The organism is Streptomyces sp. NPDC088354 (assembly GCF_044753585.1).
GTDB lineage: Bacteria > Actinomycetota > Actinomycetes > Streptomycetales > Streptomycetaceae > Actinacidiphila.
Window position 1 is genome coordinate 74,910 of the sequence record NZ_JBIVNJ010000028.1, and the last position, 14,633, is coordinate 89,542.

At 73.6% G+C, this 14,633-nt stretch carries 16 protein-coding genes and 1 pseudogene; 11 read left to right on the forward strand and 6 right to left on the reverse strand.

Annotated elements, in window-relative coordinates; all coding sequences use genetic code 11:
- The first annotated feature begins 111 nt into the window (after positions 1-111).
- Positions 112-300 carry a hypothetical protein gene (locus ACIP98_RS30585; RefSeq protein ID WP_319658520.1) on the forward strand — a complete coding sequence of 63 codons (189 nt, stop codon included), beginning with the start codon at positions 112-114 and terminating at the stop codon, positions 298-300.
- Positions 301-343: 43 nt separating this feature from the next.
- Here ACIP98_RS30585 and ACIP98_RS30590 read toward each other — a convergent pair whose 3' ends face one another.
- The gene (locus ACIP98_RS30590) at positions 344-913 is read right to left on the reverse strand and encodes a hypothetical protein (protein WP_401978998.1); all 570 of its coding nucleotides are present in this window, start codon (positions 911-913) and stop codon (positions 344-346) included.
- Positions 914-1,050: 137 nt separating this feature from the next.
- On the opposite strand from ACIP98_RS30590, the gene tsaB reads away from it, so the two are divergent.
- The 4 genes from tsaB to ACIP98_RS30610 are packed head-to-tail and all read left to right on the forward strand — an operon-like array spanning position 1,051 to position 3,575.
- Positions 1,051-1,704, forward strand: a complete 654-nt coding sequence (gene tsaB, locus ACIP98_RS30595) for a tRNA (adenosine(37)-N6)-threonylcarbamoyltransferase complex dimerization subunit type 1 TsaB (RefSeq protein ID WP_319658522.1) — start codon at positions 1,051-1,053, stop codon at positions 1,702-1,704.
- A 17-nt stretch (positions 1,705-1,721) separates the two neighbouring features.
- Entirely contained in the window at positions 1,722-2,234 is a 513-nt protein-coding gene (gene rimI, locus ACIP98_RS30600; RefSeq protein ID WP_319658812.1) for a ribosomal protein S18-alanine N-acetyltransferase, read from the forward strand.
- Entirely contained in the window at positions 2,227-3,327 is a 1,101-nt protein-coding gene (tsaD, locus tag ACIP98_RS30605) for a tRNA (adenosine(37)-N6)-threonylcarbamoyltransferase complex transferase subunit TsaD (protein ID WP_401979000.1), read from the forward strand. The genes rimI and tsaD overlap by 8 nt, the downstream gene beginning before the upstream one ends.
- A complete protein-coding gene (locus ACIP98_RS30610; protein ID WP_401979002.1) occupies positions 3,324-3,575 on the forward strand; it encodes a hypothetical protein in 252 nt (83 codons plus the stop codon). Before tsaD ends, ACIP98_RS30610 begins: the two co-directional genes overlap by 4 nt.
- 468 nt (positions 3,576-4,043) lie before the next feature.
- On the opposite strand, the gene ACIP98_RS30615 is transcribed toward ACIP98_RS30610, so the two are convergent.
- Positions 4,044-5,225, reverse strand: coding sequence for a methyltransferase domain-containing protein (locus ACIP98_RS30615; RefSeq protein ID WP_401979004.1), 1,182 nt, complete (start codon positions 5,223-5,225; stop codon positions 4,044-4,046).
- Positions 5,226-5,285: 60 nt separating this feature from the next.
- Between ACIP98_RS30615 and ACIP98_RS30620 the strand changes: the two genes are divergently transcribed.
- The 4 genes from ACIP98_RS30620 (at position 5,286) to groL (ending at position 9,452) form a co-directional block, all read left to right on the forward strand.
- Positions 5,286-6,656 carry a hypothetical protein gene (locus ACIP98_RS30620; RefSeq protein ID WP_401979005.1) on the forward strand — a complete coding sequence of 457 codons (1,371 nt, stop codon included), beginning with the start codon at positions 5,286-5,288 and terminating at the stop codon, positions 6,654-6,656.
- On the forward strand, positions 6,656-7,231 hold the full coding sequence (locus tag ACIP98_RS30625) for an NUDIX hydrolase (RefSeq protein ID WP_319658527.1): 576 nt from the start codon (positions 6,656-6,658) through the stop codon (positions 7,229-7,231). The genes ACIP98_RS30620 and ACIP98_RS30625 overlap by 1 nt, the downstream gene beginning before the upstream one ends.
- Before the next feature lie 159 nt (positions 7,232-7,390).
- Positions 7,391-7,699 carry a co-chaperone GroES gene (groES, locus tag ACIP98_RS30630; RefSeq protein ID WP_018562788.1) on the forward strand — a complete coding sequence of 103 codons (309 nt, stop codon included), beginning with the start codon at positions 7,391-7,393 and terminating at the stop codon, positions 7,697-7,699.
- 124 nt (positions 7,700-7,823) lie between these two features.
- On the forward strand, positions 7,824-9,452 hold the full coding sequence (gene groL, locus ACIP98_RS30635) for a chaperonin GroEL (protein ID WP_319658528.1): 1,629 nt from the start codon (positions 7,824-7,826) through the stop codon (positions 9,450-9,452).
- Positions 9,453-9,543: 91 nt separating this feature from the next.
- Here groL and ACIP98_RS30640 read toward each other — a convergent pair whose 3' ends face one another.
- The 4 genes and pseudogenes from ACIP98_RS30640 to ACIP98_RS30655 all read right to left on the reverse strand — a co-directional run bounded on the left by ACIP98_RS30640 (position 9,544) and on the right by ACIP98_RS30655 (position 12,553).
- Positions 9,544-10,329 carry an SDR family oxidoreductase gene (locus ACIP98_RS30640; protein WP_319658529.1) on the reverse strand — a complete coding sequence of 262 codons (786 nt, stop codon included), beginning with the start codon at positions 10,327-10,329 and terminating at the stop codon, positions 9,544-9,546.
- Between the two features lie 10 nt (positions 10,330-10,339).
- A pseudogene (locus ACIP98_RS30645) lies at positions 10,340-11,000 on the reverse strand (MOSC domain-containing protein).
- Positions 11,001-11,048: 48 nt separating this feature from the next.
- Positions 11,049-12,104: an aminotransferase class V-fold PLP-dependent enzyme gene (locus ACIP98_RS30650; protein WP_401979007.1), complete on the reverse strand. Its 1,056-nt coding sequence runs from the start codon at positions 12,102-12,104 to the stop codon at positions 11,049-11,051.
- Between the two features lie 134 nt (positions 12,105-12,238).
- Positions 12,239-12,553, reverse strand: coding sequence for a WhiB family transcriptional regulator (locus ACIP98_RS30655; RefSeq protein WP_319658532.1), 315 nt, complete (start codon positions 12,551-12,553; stop codon positions 12,239-12,241).
- A 478-nt stretch (positions 12,554-13,031) separates the two neighbouring features.
- Between ACIP98_RS30655 and ACIP98_RS30660 the strand changes: the two genes are divergently transcribed.
- Both ACIP98_RS30660 and ACIP98_RS30665 read left to right on the forward strand, forming a co-directional pair.
- Entirely contained in the window at positions 13,032-13,643 is a 612-nt protein-coding gene (locus ACIP98_RS30660) for a response regulator transcription factor (RefSeq protein WP_003948568.1), read from the forward strand.
- A gap of 260 nt (positions 13,644-13,903) precedes the next feature.
- Entirely contained in the window at positions 13,904-14,515 is a 612-nt protein-coding gene (locus ACIP98_RS30665) for a sigma-70 family RNA polymerase sigma factor (RefSeq protein ID WP_319658533.1), read from the forward strand.
- The last annotated feature ends 118 nt before the right edge of the window (positions 14,516-14,633 follow it).

Consider the following 14,633-nt stretch of genomic DNA (forward strand, 5'->3'; position numbering starts at 1 on the left):
GATGTTGCGCCGGGCACGGGTCACGTGTTCTTCTGGTGGTGCGAGGAGAAGTTAGGGCTGCCTAACCTTCAGCCCCTCGGACCACACCGCCCCCCGCCCCAGGAGGCAACCATGTCGGCCCACAAGGTGCCGGAGCCGGAGCCGGGCTACTCGGTGCAGGCCCTGCTCGCCGCGTGTGCCGCGGCGAACGCGGTCAGCACGCCGCCGAAGTCACCGGACGAGCCCGCGGCGCCCGACGACCCGGACGCACGGACCGCCGGCGGAGCCGGGACCACGGCCCCGGAGGCCGACGCGGCCTAGGACTGGTCGGCCGTTCATCCGGTCGGGTGATTTCCGCGTGCTGTCAGCGGACGACGACGACCTTGGTGTCGATCGTGGCGAAGGTCCACAGCGCCGCGCCGTCCTTGCGCTTCTCGCGGATGCCGCCGGTCTGCTGCGAGGGGTCGGGCTTGCCGGGCAGCGAGCCGTCGCGCGCGGCGCTGAAGCCGACGACCACGTTGTCCACCGACGCGAAACGCACCACGTGCTCGATCGGGACCCCGTCGCCGCCGGTGCCGCTGGCACTGCGCGTGGTCACGTCGTACGTCCCCGGGTCGGGGTCCACCGTGCCCGGGACCACCACGTAGGTGCGGCTCACCGCGCCCGCGTCGCCCACCAGCCACACGCGGTCCTGGCGCAGCGAGTACACCACGCGGCGGCCGCTGCCGGAGGCGGCGGGCAGCTCGTGCTTCTTGCCGGGAGCGGCGGAGGCGCCGCTCGAGGGCGAGGCGCTGCCGTTGTCCGTGGACACCGCGGCGCCGCCGGCGGCCACCTCCGTGGCGGAGCTGGAGGCCTGGACGGCGAGCACGCCGACCGCGGCCAGGGCGGCCGCGGTCAGGCCGGTCACGATCGTCCCTGAACCGATCCTTGCCACGGGGTCCTCCGGAAGTGGGGCGTCAGGCTCAGGTTGACGTTAGCAGCCGGTGCGAGCGGGATCCGAGCACCGCCCCCGTACCGGCCGGGACCCCGGTGGCGGCAGGGCCGCCCCGGTGAACGCCGTAGGCTGAACGCGTGCTGCTGCTTGCCTTCGACACCGCCACCCCCGCCGTGACCGTCGCCCTGCACGACGGGCACCGCGTGCTCGCCGAGTCGACGGAGATCGACGCGCGCAGGCACGGCGAACTGCTGATGCCCGCCGTGGACCGCGTGCTGCGCGAGGCGGGCGCCGAGCCGGCCGCCCTGACCGGGCTCGTGGTCGGCGTCGGCCCCGGCCCGTACACGGGACTGCGCGTGGGCCTCGTGACCGCCGCCTCCTTCGGGGACGTCCTCGGTGTGCCCGTGCACGGGCTGTGCACCCTGGACGGCCTCGCCTACGCGGCCGGGATCGACGGCCCCTTCGTCGTGGCCACCGACGCCCGCCGCAAGGAGGTCTACTGGGCCCGCTACGAGGGCCCGCGCGGCCGGGTCGGCGACCCGGCGGTGGACCACCCGGCCGACATCGCCGAGCGCGTCGCGGGCCTGCCCGCGGTGGGCGCGGGCGCCGCGCTGTACCCGGGCGTCTTCACCGACGTCCGCCCGCCCGCCGACCAGTCCGCCGCCGCGCTGGCCGCGCTGGCCGCGGCGAAGCTGGCCGAGGGCGAGGACTTCCTCCCCCCGCTGCCGCTCTATCTGCGCCGCCCCGACGCGCAGGTGCCGGCCGGTTACAAGGCGGTCCTGCCGAAGTGACCGCCGTACTGCGCGAGATGCGCTGGTGGGACCTGGACCCGGTGATGGGGCTGGAGGACGCGCTCTTCCCCGACGACGCCTGGTCGCGCGGCATGTTCTGGTCCGAACTCGCCGACGCCCGGCACCCGGCCGCGACCCGGCACTACGTCGTCGCCGAGGAGGCGGACGGCCGCGTGGTCGGCTACGCGGGTCTGGCCGCCGTGGCCGGCACCGGCGACGTGCAGACCATCGCCACCGCCCGCGACCAGTGGGGCACCGGGCTCGGTGCCCGCCTGCTGCGCGAACTGCTGCACCAGGCCACCGCGTTCGAGTGCCACGAGGTGCTGCTGGAGGTGCGGGTCGACAACGTCCGCGCCCAGCGGCTGTACGAGCGCTTCGGCTTCGAGCCGATCGGTTTCCGGCGCGGCTACTACCAGCCCGGCAACGTCGACGCCCTCGTCATGCGGCTCGCCGACCTGACGGCGGCGCCCGGGGCGGCGGACACACGAGAAACACCAGGTCTACAAGGAACTGAGACGACCCATGGCTGACGAGCCCCTTGTCCTCGGCATCGAGACGTCCTGCGACGAGACCGGTGTCGGCATCGTGCGCGGTCACACCCTGCTGGCCGACGCGGTCGCGTCCAGCGTGGACGAGCACGCCCGGTTCGGCGGCGTCGTCCCCGAGGTCGCCAGCCGCGCCCACCTGGAGGCGATGGTCCCCACCATCCGGCGCGCGCTGAAGGAGGCCGGCGTCGCCGCCTCCGACCTGGACGGCATCGCCGTCACCGCCGGCCCGGGCCTGGCGGGCGCGCTCCTGGTCGGCGTCTCGGCCGCCAAGGCGTACGCCTACGCCCTCGGCAAGCCGCTGTACGGCGTGAACCACCTCGCCTCGCACATCTGCGTCGACCAGCTGGAGCACGGCGCGCTGCCGGAGCCCACGATGGCGCTGCTGGTCTCCGGCGGGCACTCCTCGCTACTGCTGGCGCCCGACATCACCGGCGACGTGCGGCCGCTCGGCGCGACCATCGACGACGCGGCGGGCGAGGCCTTCGACAAGGTCGCCCGCGTGCTGGGCCTCGGCTTCCCCGGCGGCCCGGCCATCGACCGCGTCGCGCGCGAGGGCGACCGGGCCGCGATCCGCTTCCCGCGCGGCCTGACCGGCTCGCGGGACCCGCTGTACGACTTCTCCTTCTCCGGGCTGAAGACCGCCGTGGCCCGCTGGATCGAGTCCAAGCGCCGGGAGGGCGAGGACGTGCCCGTCGCGGACGTCGCCGCGTCCTTCCAGGAGGCCGTGGCGGACGTGCTGACGCGCAAGGCGATCCGCGCCTGCAAGGACAACGGCGTCGACCACCTCATGGTCGGCGGCGGTGTCGCGGCCAACAGCCGGCTGCGCTCGCTGGCCCAGGAGCGGTGCGACGACGCGGGCATCATCCTGCGCGTGCCGCGGCCCAAGCTCTGCACCGACAACGGAGCCATGGTGGCGGCGCTCGGGGCGGAGATGGTGGCCCGCGGCCGCCCCTCCTCGACGTGGGACCTGCCCGCGGACTCCTCGCTGCTCGTCACGGAGGTGTCCGTGCCGGGGCACACGCACGATCACGATCACGTGCACGAGCTCAGCAAGGACAACCTCTACTCGTCATGACCGTCGCCCTGATGTGGGAGGCCCGCGCCGTGGAGGGCCGCGGGCCCGAACTCCTCGCGTGGGTCCGTGCGCAGACGCTGACGCCCGCACCGTTGCGCCGGGAGACCTTTTCCGCGCCGCGGGACCGGGTGCTGGTGATCACGTGGTGGGAGGCGCCGTACGACGCGGAGCTTCCGGAACTCCCCGAGCCGGAGGAGGGGTTGGCCCTGCGGGCCGTCCACCGCTGGCGCTTCGAGGCGTTGGCCTGACCCCATGTGCGGGTGCGCTGCGCGGGCTGTGCGGGGAGGCTTGCTCCCCGCCCTCCCTCCCCCAGCGGGGCACCCCGCCACGCCCCCTCCCGGGTCGGCGTGGCGAACTGACGGCCGGTGGGGGTTCTGCCGGCGGTGACGGCTGCGCCCTTGGACGGCGCTGCGCCAACGGTGGCCCGAGCACGGTGCCGCTTCTACCCCCACGGGGATCAGGCGCTCGCAACTACGGAGGGGGCGGGGGTGGTGGGGGCACCCCCGGCCGGAGGCTGGGGGAGGGTGGGTGTTCTGGACTGTGGAGCATATTTGGGTGCATGACCCGGGGTGATCAGTTGAGCGTGCGTGAGGCACCTAAATGTGCTGTCCAGAATGGCCGGCCCCGGAGGCCCCGCACCCGGCCCACCCCGCACGCGCGCCGGGGTACCTGACTTCACAGGGCACCCGGGCGGGAGGGCGGGGAGGGCCGGGAGGTCACGGCGAGGGCGCGGGCGCCCCGAGCAGCATGCTGGGCGCACCCGCGACCCGCGTCAGGAAGACCGTCGCCGCGTTGGGCCCCTGGGCCCTGACCCGGCGGCGCAGTTCCTCCGGCTCGACCGCGGAGCCCCGCTTCTTGACCGTGAGCACGCCCACCTCCCGTTCGCGCAACAGCGCCTTGAGCCGCTTGAGGCTGAACGGCAGCACGTCGGTGATCTCGTACGCGGAGGCGTACGGCGTGCTGTGCCGCTCGTCCGAGGTGACGTAGGCGATGGTCTCGTCGATCAGGCCGCCCCCGACCCGGGCCGCGACGTCCGCGACGAGGTGGGCCCGGATGACCGCGCCGTCGGGCTCGTACAGCCAGCGCCCGACCGGGCGCACCGCGGGGTCGGGCAGGCCGGCGGCGGGCAGTGAGGCGCCGGAGGGGAGCAGCGTCGCCCGCCGGGCGCCGGAGTCCGTGCCGAACCAGAGCACGGCCTCCTTCACGTCGCCGTGGTCGGAGACCCACTCCGCCTCCGCGTCCTGCGGCACCGCCTCGTGCGGGATGCCGGGCGCGACCTTCAGCGCCGCCAGCGGTGCCCCGCGGGCCGCCGTCACGGCCCATGACAGCGGCGGGGAGTACGCCTCGGGGTCGAAGATCCTGCCGCGTCCCCCGCGCCGGGCCGGGTCGACGAAGACCGCGTCGCAGCCGTCCGTCCCCACCTCCGTGACGTCGGCGCAGCGCACGTCGATGCGTTCCGCGAGCCCCAGCGCCCGCGCGTTGGCCCGCGCCACCGCGCAGGTCAGGGGGTCGCGGTCGACCGCGAGGACGTGCACCCCGGCCCGCGCCAGCGGGATCGCGTCGCCGCCGATCCCGCAGCACAGGTCGGCCAGCCTCCGCACGCCGAGGGCCGCGAACCGCTCCGCCCGGTGCCGCGCCACCGACGCCCGCGTCGACTGCTCCACGCCGTTGGGGGTGAAGTACATCGCGTACGCGTCCGCGCCGAACTTCGCCTCCGCCCGCTGCCGCAGCCGCGCCTGGGTGAGCGCCGCCGAGACCAGCGCCGCGTCGTGCTCGCGCCGCAGCCGGGTCGCGGTGGCGATCTCGTCCGCGGGGTCGTAGTCGCGGAGGCCGGCCAGCAGCCGCTGCCCCTCGTCGGTCAGCAGGGCGGAGAACGCGTCGAGATCCACGCCGTCCATTGTCCCGCGCCACCGGTGTCTGCTGGACTGGGCCCCGACCGGCGGCGAGGGGGCGGACGGATGGCAGCGGCGGCCGTGCTGAGCACGGCATGGGACAGCGTCCGGCAGCGGGCCACGCTCGGCGCGTACGCGCCCGGCGGCGGGGCCGTGCCGGCCGAGCGGCTGGACGCGCAGGGGCGGGCCGAACTGCTCGGGCGGCTGCGCTGGGAGGTCGTCCAGGGCGGCTCGCTGTTCCTGGTGTACGCGCAACTGCTCGACGGCGCCGCCTTCCACGTGCTGCGGCCGCGCGAGCTGATGGACGAACTGGCGCTTCGCGCGGTGGGCGGCGGGGCGATGCTGCCGATCCGGGTGAACGCCCGTGACGCGGACCTGCCCGGCCAGCTGGTCGCCCTGCTGTCGACGGGTTTCCTGTTCTCCTCGCTGCCGCTGTCCGAGGAGCAGTGCCTGCGGCTGCAACGGGAGCTGGGTTCCCGCGCGGACCCCTCCGCCGCGGCCGCGCTGCTCGCCGACGCCGGGCCGGTGGCCGCCGCCGACCGGCTGCTGGCCGCCACCGGGGTCCTGGGTACCGCGCTGCGGCACCGGGTGGTCGCGCGGTGGGGCGACTGGCTGGAGGCGGCCGCTCGGGGCCAGGTGGAGGTCAGCCCCCTGGTCCCGGCCGACTACGCGACGGCGTACGCCGTGCAGCCCCCGCCGCGCGCCGGGGACCTGGGCAGCGACGAGGCGCGCGCGGTGCTGGCCGAGTGGACCGGCGGCGCCCTGGACGCGGGCGGCATGCCGAGCCGCAGCCGCCTGTACGCGCGCCTGGACCCTCTCCTGCACTCCGCCGACCCGGCCGTGCGGGCGGACGCCGCGACGCTGCGCGAGGCGTTCGACGCGACGTACTACCGGGCCATCGCGGCCGGCGAGGGATGCTCCCTCGGCCTGCCCGCCGCCCGGCACGGCGTGGACCGCGGACAGGTCGCCGAACTCGCCGCCCGCACACCGCTGGTGTCCTTTCCGACCCGTTTCGAGCTCCGGTTCGGCCTGATGACCTCGGCGCAGTGGCAGCGCTTCACCGACGACGCCGCGGACGCGCTGCGGGCCTGGTGGGAGCACCACGACATCACCGCCCTCCAGGAGGTCGGAGACCTGCTGGGCGGGCGCACGAAGGAGCCGCTGCGGGGTCGTGGGGCGGAGGTGCCGGTGACCCGCATCCAGCGGATCGGGCGGGCGGTGCGCGGCGTGGGGGCCGAGGCGGTCGCCGGCGGCGGGCTGAGCCTGGCCGCGGGCGTGCTCGGCCAGGACGTCCTCGGGGTGTTCGCCTCCGGCGCGGCCGGGGTGCTCGCCCCCGTGCTCGTGGCGGCCGTGACCGCCGGGCTGCCGCGCCTGCGGGGCTACCGCGGGCGGTACGACGTGATCGAGCTGCCCGGAGCCCGGGGGAGGACGGCCTGATGGACCACGAGGCGACGCGTACCGGGACCCGTACGGCGTACCGCGACGCGCAGGGCGGCCGGTGGTGCGAGGTCCACCTCGACAGCTACCGGGCGGCCTCCGGCGCGGAGATGGAAGTGCACCGCGTACGGGTCGGCGGCGGACGCACCGGGGTCGTGGTGCTCGCGCTGCGCGGCCAGGACGTGCTGATGGTCCGGCAGTGGCGCCCGGCGGTGGGCCGCTGGGCCTGGGAGCTGCCGCGCGGCTTCGGCGAGACCGACCCGGCCGCCGACGCGCTGCGCGAACTCGCCGAGGAGACCGGTCTGGTGGGCACCTCCGCGACCGTCCTGGCCCGCATGGACGTGGATTCCGGGATGCTGGAGAACGAGGTCGCCGTCGTGGAGGTCGCCGTCCCCGCGGACGCCGTCCTGGTCCCCGGCGCCGCGGGGGACGGCGAGGTCGAGGGCGCACGCTGGTGGAGCCGGGCCGAGATCGCCGCGGCGGTCCGCGCCGGCGAGCTGCGGGACGGCTTCACACTGGCCGCTCTGGGCGCCCTCGGCACGGCGCGTCCGGCGTGGCATTGGCACTCCGCTTGACCGAGTGCTAAGCGCGTCATAATCTCGGACCTGGCACTCAGCCATGCCGAGTGCCAACAACAAAGCGACGGGCAGGTCCGGCACCCGCGACGACGGGCCTACCAGGTCGCCACCCCAGACAGACACTCCCGTGAGCCCTTTGAAGGGGGAGGTCGGATCGTGACGACCGCCAGCACCAAGGTTGCCATCAAGCCGCTCGAGGACCGCATTGTGGTCCAGCCGCTGGATGCCGAGCAGACCACCGCCTCCGGCCTGGTCATCCCGGACACCGCCAAGGAGAAGCCCCAGGAGGGCGTCGTCCTGGCCGTCGGTCCGGGTCGCTTCGAGGACGGCAACCGCATCCCGCTCGACGTCAAGGTCGGCGACATCGTGCTGTACAGCAAGTACGGCGGCACCGAGGTCAAGTACAGCGGCGAGGAGTACCTCGTCCTCTCGGCTCGCGACGTCCTCGCGATCGTCGAGAAGTAAATCCGGCGCCGCTCGTAACCGAGAAATGCCGTGACCACGCCCCGGGCACACCGAGTCCTCGCACGGACCGGGGGCCCGGGGCGCGGTCTTTGACGAGAACCCAAAGACGAGGAATTCCGCCGGTATGGCCAAGATCCTGAAGTTCGACGAGGACGCGCGTCGCGCCCTTGAGCGTGGAGTCAACAAGCTCGCCGACACCGTGAAGGTGACGATCGGCCCCAAGGGCCGCAACGTCGTCATCGACAAGAAGTTCGGCGCCCCGACCATCACCAACGACGGCGTGACCATCGCCCGTGAGGTCGAGATCGACGACCCGTACGAGAACCTCGGCGCGCAGCTGGTGAAGGAGGTGGCGACCAAGACCAACGACATCGCGGGTGACGGCACCACCACCGCCACCGTGCTCGCCCAGGCGCTGGTCCGCGAGGGCCTGCGCAACGTCGCCGCCGGCGCGTCCCCCGCCTCCCTGAAGAAGGGCATCGACGCCGCCGTCAAGGCCGTCTCGGACGAGCTGCTCGCGTCGGCCCGCCCGATCGAGGGCAAGGACGACGTCGCCGCCGTCGCCGCGCTGTCCGCCCAGGACAAGCAGGTCGGCGAGCTGATCGCCGAGGCGATCGACAAGGTCGGCAAGGACGGTGTCATCACCGTCGAGGAGTCCAACACCTTCGGTCTGGAGCTGGACTTCACCGAGGGCATGGCCTTCGACAAGGGCTACCTGTCGCCGTACTTCGTGACGGACCCGGAGCGCCAGGAAGCCGTCCTGGAGGACCCGTACATCCTCATCACCCAGGGCAAGATCTCCTCCATCCAGGACCTGCTCCCGCTGCTGGAGAAGGTGCTGCAGGCGGGCGCCTCCAAGCCGCTGCTGATCATCGCCGAGGACGTCGAGGGCGAGGCCCTGTCCACCCTGGTGGTCAACAAGATCCGCGGCACCTTCAACGCGGTCGCGGTCAAGGCCCCCGGCTTCGGTGACCGCCGCAAGGCCATGCTGGGCGACATCGCCGCCCTCACCGGCGCGACCGTCGTGGCCGAGGAGGTCGGCCTCAAGCTCGACCAGGTCGGCCTGGACGTGCTCGGCAACGCCCGCCGCGTGACCGTCACCAAGGACGAGACCACCGTCGTCGACGGCTCGGGCGACTCCTCGGAGATCGAGGGCCGGATCAACCAGATCAAGGCCGAGATCACCACCACGGACTCCGACTGGGACCGCGAGAAGCTCCAGGAGCGCCTCGCCAAGCTGGCCGGCGGCGTGTGCGTCATCCGTGTCGGCGCGGCCACCGAGGTCGAGCTCAAGGAGAAGAAGCACCGTCTGGAGGACGCCATCTCCGCGACCCGCGCCGCGGTCGAGGAGGGCATCGTCTCCGGTGGTGGCTCCGCGCTCGTCCACGCCGTCAAGGTGCTGGAGGACAACCTCGGCAAGTCCGGCGACGAGGCCACCGGTGTCGCGGTCGTCCGCCGCGCCGCGGTCGAGCCGCTGCGCTGGATCGCCGAGAACGCCGGCCTGGAGGGCTACGTCATCACCTCCAAGGTCGCCGAGCTGGAGAAGGGCCACGGCTTCAACGCCGCGACCGGCGAGTACGGCGACCTGGTGAAGGCCGGCGTCATCGACCCGGTCAAGGTCACCCGCTCCGCCCTGGAGAACGCCGCCTCCATCGCCTCCCTGCTTCTCACCACCGAGACCCTCGTGGTGGAGAAGAAGGAGGAGGAGCCCGCCGAGGCCGGTCACGGCCACGGTCACGGCCACTCCCACTGAGTGCGCCCGAAGGCCCCCGCTCCCGCACCGGGAACGGGGGCCTTCGGCCTTTTCCGCCGCCGGCCGCCGGGCTCCGCCCCGCGCCGGCCCGTCAGTCCCGGGGGTAGACGGGACCGAAGCGGCGGCCGGCCGACGCCGAGACCGCGCCGAAGGCCCCGCTCGGGGCGAGTTTGGCGGCGAGCGCCGCGGCCTTGTAGCGCGGGTCGGGCACGCTGAGCGTGCGGCCTCGGGCCAGGTCGCGGATGGCCGCGGCGACCACCTTGTCGGCGTCCAGCCACGCCCAGCCGGGGATGCTGCCGGTGTCGATGCCGGCCCGCTCGTGGAACTCGGTGCGCACGAAGCCGGGGCACAGTGCCATCAGCCGCACCCCGCTGCCGGACAGTTCGCGGGCCGCGCCCCGGGTGAAGCTGACCACCCACGCCTTGCTCGCGCCGTAGGTGCCGCGCGGCACGAACGCCGCCACCGAGGCCACGTTGACGACGAAGCCGCGCCGGCGCTCCTTCATGGCCGCGGCCGCCGCGCCGGTCAGCCGCAGCACGGCCTCGCAGTGCACCTTGAGCATGGTCAGCTCGTCGGCCATCGGCACGTCGCCGAAGACACCGCGGTTGCCGAAGCCCGCGTTGTTGACGAGCACGCCGACCGGCCGCTCACGGTCGCCCAGCCGGGCCTCGACCGCCTCGATGCCCTTGTCCGTCGACAGGTCGGCGGGCAGCACCTCCACGGTCACCGCGTAGGTGCGGCGCAGTTCGGCGGCGTGGTCCTCCAGCCGCTGCTCGTCGCGTGCGACGAGGACGAGGGCGTGGCCGTCGCTCGCGAGCCGGCGTGCGAAGGCGGCGCCGAGGCCCGCGGTGGCTCCCGTGATGAGTGAAGTCGTCATGCGGGGCAGGCTAGTGGGACCGTGTGCGACTGCGCGCCGCCGTCCGGATCTCCTCCGGGAGCGCGTCCGCCGCGAGCAGCGAGGGGAGCAGGCCGGGTTCCCAGGGTGACCGCCCGGAAGACCAGCGCCACGGTCACCTCGTGGTCCGGGCGGTGGGCGATCTCCACCGGGTCGCCCGCGCGGATCCGGCCCGGCTCGGCCACCCGCAGGTAGGCGCCGGGCAGCGCGGCGCGGGTGAACGTCCGGAGCCGGCCGCCCTCGTTCAGCCAGCCCTGGAAGGTGCCGCAGGGGACGCGCGGGCAGGACACCTCCAGGACCGCGCCTCCCGGGCCGCAGACCCGCCAACGCTCGCCGATCAGCGCTCCGTTGACGTCCACGCCGAGGGTCGTCAGGTTCTCCCCGAACATCCCGTCGCGCAGCTCCCGGCCCAGCTCGCGCTCCCAGCCGTCCAGGTCCTCGCGCGCGTAGGCGTGGACGGCCTGGTCGGTGCCGCCGTGGTGTTCCACGTCGTACACCCGGTCGCCGGCCAGGCCCACCGCGCCGGTGCCCTTGGGGCCCGGTGCGGTCACGGCCACCGGGCCCGTCACGGGCCGCTTGTCGATGCCGGTGACGCCGGTGCCCTTCCAGGGGTTCGGCCGGGGACGTCCCACGTTGACCGAGCGCACGTCCATCCTCCGACCGTAGGCGGGCGCCCGGCGCACGGCCAGGCGTTTTCCGGCTCATCGCGCGAGCACGCGCAGCAGCAGGTCCACGTCCGCCTCGGTGTTGTACAGGTGGAAGGCGGCCCGCAGGTTGCCGGCGCGGACCGAGAGGCGGATGCCGGCCGCGGCCAGCCGCTCCGCCGCGTCCCCGAGACCCGGGACGGCCACGATCGCGGAGCGCCGCGCGCCCGGCGGCACGGCCTTGTGGCCGAGTTCGCGCAGCCCCTCCCGGAAGCGCTCGGCCAGCGCGGTGTCATGGGCGCCGATCGCTTCCACGCCCACCTCCTCGATCAGCCCGAGCGAGGCCGAGCCGGCCAGGTACGGCAGGAACGGCGGCAGCACGTCGAAGCGCCGCGCGGAGCGGGCGAGCCGGGCCACCGGCCCGTAGCAGTCGTCCCAGGGGTCCTCCGCCGCGTACCACCCGGCGAAGTGCGGCGACAGTCCGTCCTCGGCACCCTCCCGCACGGTCAGGAAGGAGACCCCGCGCGGGGCCAGCAGCCACTTGTAGCCGCCGCAGACCACGTAGTCGAAGGCCCCCGCGGCCAGCGGCAGCCAGCCGACCGCCTGCGTCGCGTCGACCAGCACGCGCGCCCCGTGCCGGTCCGCGGCCTCGCGCACCGCGGCGAGGTCGGCGACGCGCCCGTCCGCGGACTGCACCGCGCTGACGGCGGCCAGCGCGGTGGTGGGACGTACGGCGTCGGCCAGGCCCTCCAGGGGAACGGTGCGCAGCGTGAGGTCGGGGCGGGAGGCGAAGGGGTTGACCAGGGAGCTGAAGTCGCCTTCCGCGAGGACGACTTCGGCGCCCGGCGGAAGGCCCCCGGCGATCATCCCGACATGGGTGGTGACGGAGGAGCCGACGGCGACCCGGTCCGCCGCGACCCCGGTCAGCCGGGCGTAGGCGGCGCGCGTGGTGTTCAGGACGAGTTCGTTGCGCACCCAGTCGTCGCTGCCGTCGGACCAGGCCGTCACAGCGGTGCGCAGTACGTCGACGGCCCGGCGCGGGCCGACGCCCGCCGACGCGGTGTTCAGGTAGGTGATCCCGGCATCCAGTGTGAATTCCCCGGTGAGGTCCATGGCTCCTCAGCCTGGGGCCGGCGGGCTCCGAAGTCCATGGGAGCCCATTTCGGTGCCGACCGGTCACGGCCCGCGCCGTGACGCGGAGGTGGCCGCAGAGGGAAACGTTTCCTCAGTGGGTGGGGCCCCGGCGCTCAGTGTCCGCCGGCGGCGTGCGAGCTCATGACCCGGTTGCGGGACCGGCCCATCATCTCCTCGCGCTCGTCCTCGGTGAGCCCGCCCCAGACCCCGTAGGGCTCGCGGACCGTCAGCGCGTGGGTCGCGCACTCGGCGCGCACGGGACAGCGCATGCACACCTCCTTGGCGGCCGATTCACGCGCGCTCCGGGCCGCACCGCGCTCTCCCTCCGGATGGAAGAACAGCGAGCTGTCCACACCACGACAGGCGGCGATCAGCTGCCAGTCCCAGAGGTCTGCGTTGGGGCCCGGGAGGCGGGAGAAGTCTGCCATTGCTCATCTCCTCGAGAGGTGGGCTGCACGGGACTGCCTCCCAGGCGACGCTCCAGACGCTCTGCGGGAGGTGATGTCGACGGTACATCTACTGTCCAAGTAGATGTAAATATGATTCATCACAAAATCGCCAACGAACTCCCGCCATGCGGGTAAAAAGCCGCCAAACAGGCAAAATCTGACATTGACCCCCCGGTCGGCGGGTGGGTGTCCTGCAACCGGGCGCCCGAAGTGCTTCCTTTGCGATCGGGTCCACTGCCGCGACCTGCGGTGTTGCTGGTGCGTGGCGAAGCGGGCACGCAGTGTGCGGGAGACCGTCCCCAAACTCCGTAACTCTTTCGAGTGAGGGTCGTTGAAGGTGCGGAAGTGGTTGGCGGCCGAACGAATCGGGCAGGTGCCCGAGACCGTCAGCCCCACCAGTGACGATTCGTACAGCCTGGAGGCTCAACGTGACGCGGATCAGCTGCGGAGGACGGTCATGACTTCCGTTCTCGTCTGCGACGACTCCCCGCTTGCCCGAGAGGCGCTGCGCCGCGCGGTCGCGACCGTGCCCGGTGTCGAGCGCGTAACGACCGCGGCCAACGGCGAGGAAGTCCTCCGCCGCTGGGGCGCCGACCGCTCGGACCTCATCCTCATGGACGTCCGGATGCCCGGTCTCGGCGGTGTCGAGACCGTGCGGCGGCTGCTGTCCGCCGATCCGGGGGCCCGCATCATCATGCTCACGGTCGCCGAGGACCTGGACGGGGTGGCGCTCGCCGTCGCCGCCGGTGCCCGCGGGTACCTGCACAAGGACGCCTCGCGCGCCGAACTGCGGGCCACGGTCACCCAGGCGCTCGCCGACCCGACCTGGCGGCTCGCACCGCGCCGGCTGCGCTCCGCGGAGATGGGCGCCGCACCGACGCTCACCGCGCGCGAGATCCAGGTGCTGGAGGGCATGAGCCACGGCCGCTCCAACGCCGAGATCGGGCGGGAACTGTTCCTCTCCGAGGACACCGTCAAGACGCACGCGCGGCGACTGTTCAAGAAACTCGGCGCCTCGGACCGGGCCCACGCGGTGGCGCTCGGCTTCCGCTGGGGCCTGGTGCGCTAGGCCGTCGAGTTGAGCGGCGAGGGGCCGATGGGCTGTGGGGCGGCTGTGCGGCTGCCCCGCTCGTACCGGTTTCCGCTCCGAGGGCGCATGCTTGGAGCATGGACTCTCGGGGACACGGGCGGGCGGGGCGGCGGGTGCATGACATGACTACGGCCGGTGCGGTCCCTCGAAACGCGCCACAGGGCGCATCGCATAACGCTTCGGAGCACAACCACCCGCCTGAGGCCACGGAGCGCGCTTCGGCGAGGCACTATGGACGGATGCGCGACGAGGCCACCGGCACAGAGACAGCCATAGGGGCTCTCGTACGTCGAGCCGTCGAGGGCGACGAGCAGGCGACGCACGATCTGCTCGCCCATGTGCACCCGCTTGCCGAACGCTATTGCCGTACCCGGCTGTCGCGACTGCCCGGTGACGCGCGCCACTTCGTGGACGACCTCGCCCAAGAGGTGTGCCTCGCGGTGCTGTGCGCGCTGCCGCGCTATCGCGACCAGGGACGGCCCTTCGAGGCCTTCGTGTTCGGCATCGCCGCCCACAAGGTCGCGGACCTGCAACGGGCGGCCATGCGCGGCCCCGGCTCGACCGCGGTGCCCTCCGACGAGATGCCCGAGCAGCCGGACGACTCGCTCGGGCCGGAGGAACGGGCGCTGCTGAGCAGCGACGCCGAATGGGCGAAGGGCCTGCTGGCGAATCTGCCGGAGCACCAGCGCGAGCTGGTGCTGCTGCGGGTCGCCGTCGGGCTCACCGCCGAGGAGACCGGACAGGTGCTCGGGATGTCGCCGGGGGCCGTCCGGGTGGCGCAGCACCGGGCGCTGTCCCGGCTGCGCGCGCTCGCGGAGGAAGCCGCGCCCGCCCGCGGTCTGAGCGCCTAGCCCACCGCTCCGGTCCCGTACGGGGTCTTCGTCCCGCGGGCCGGCGTCACGGCCGGAAAAGGTTTCCCGCGAGAGCCATTAGCATTGAACATCTCGCTGGGCAAGACCATGGGGAAGG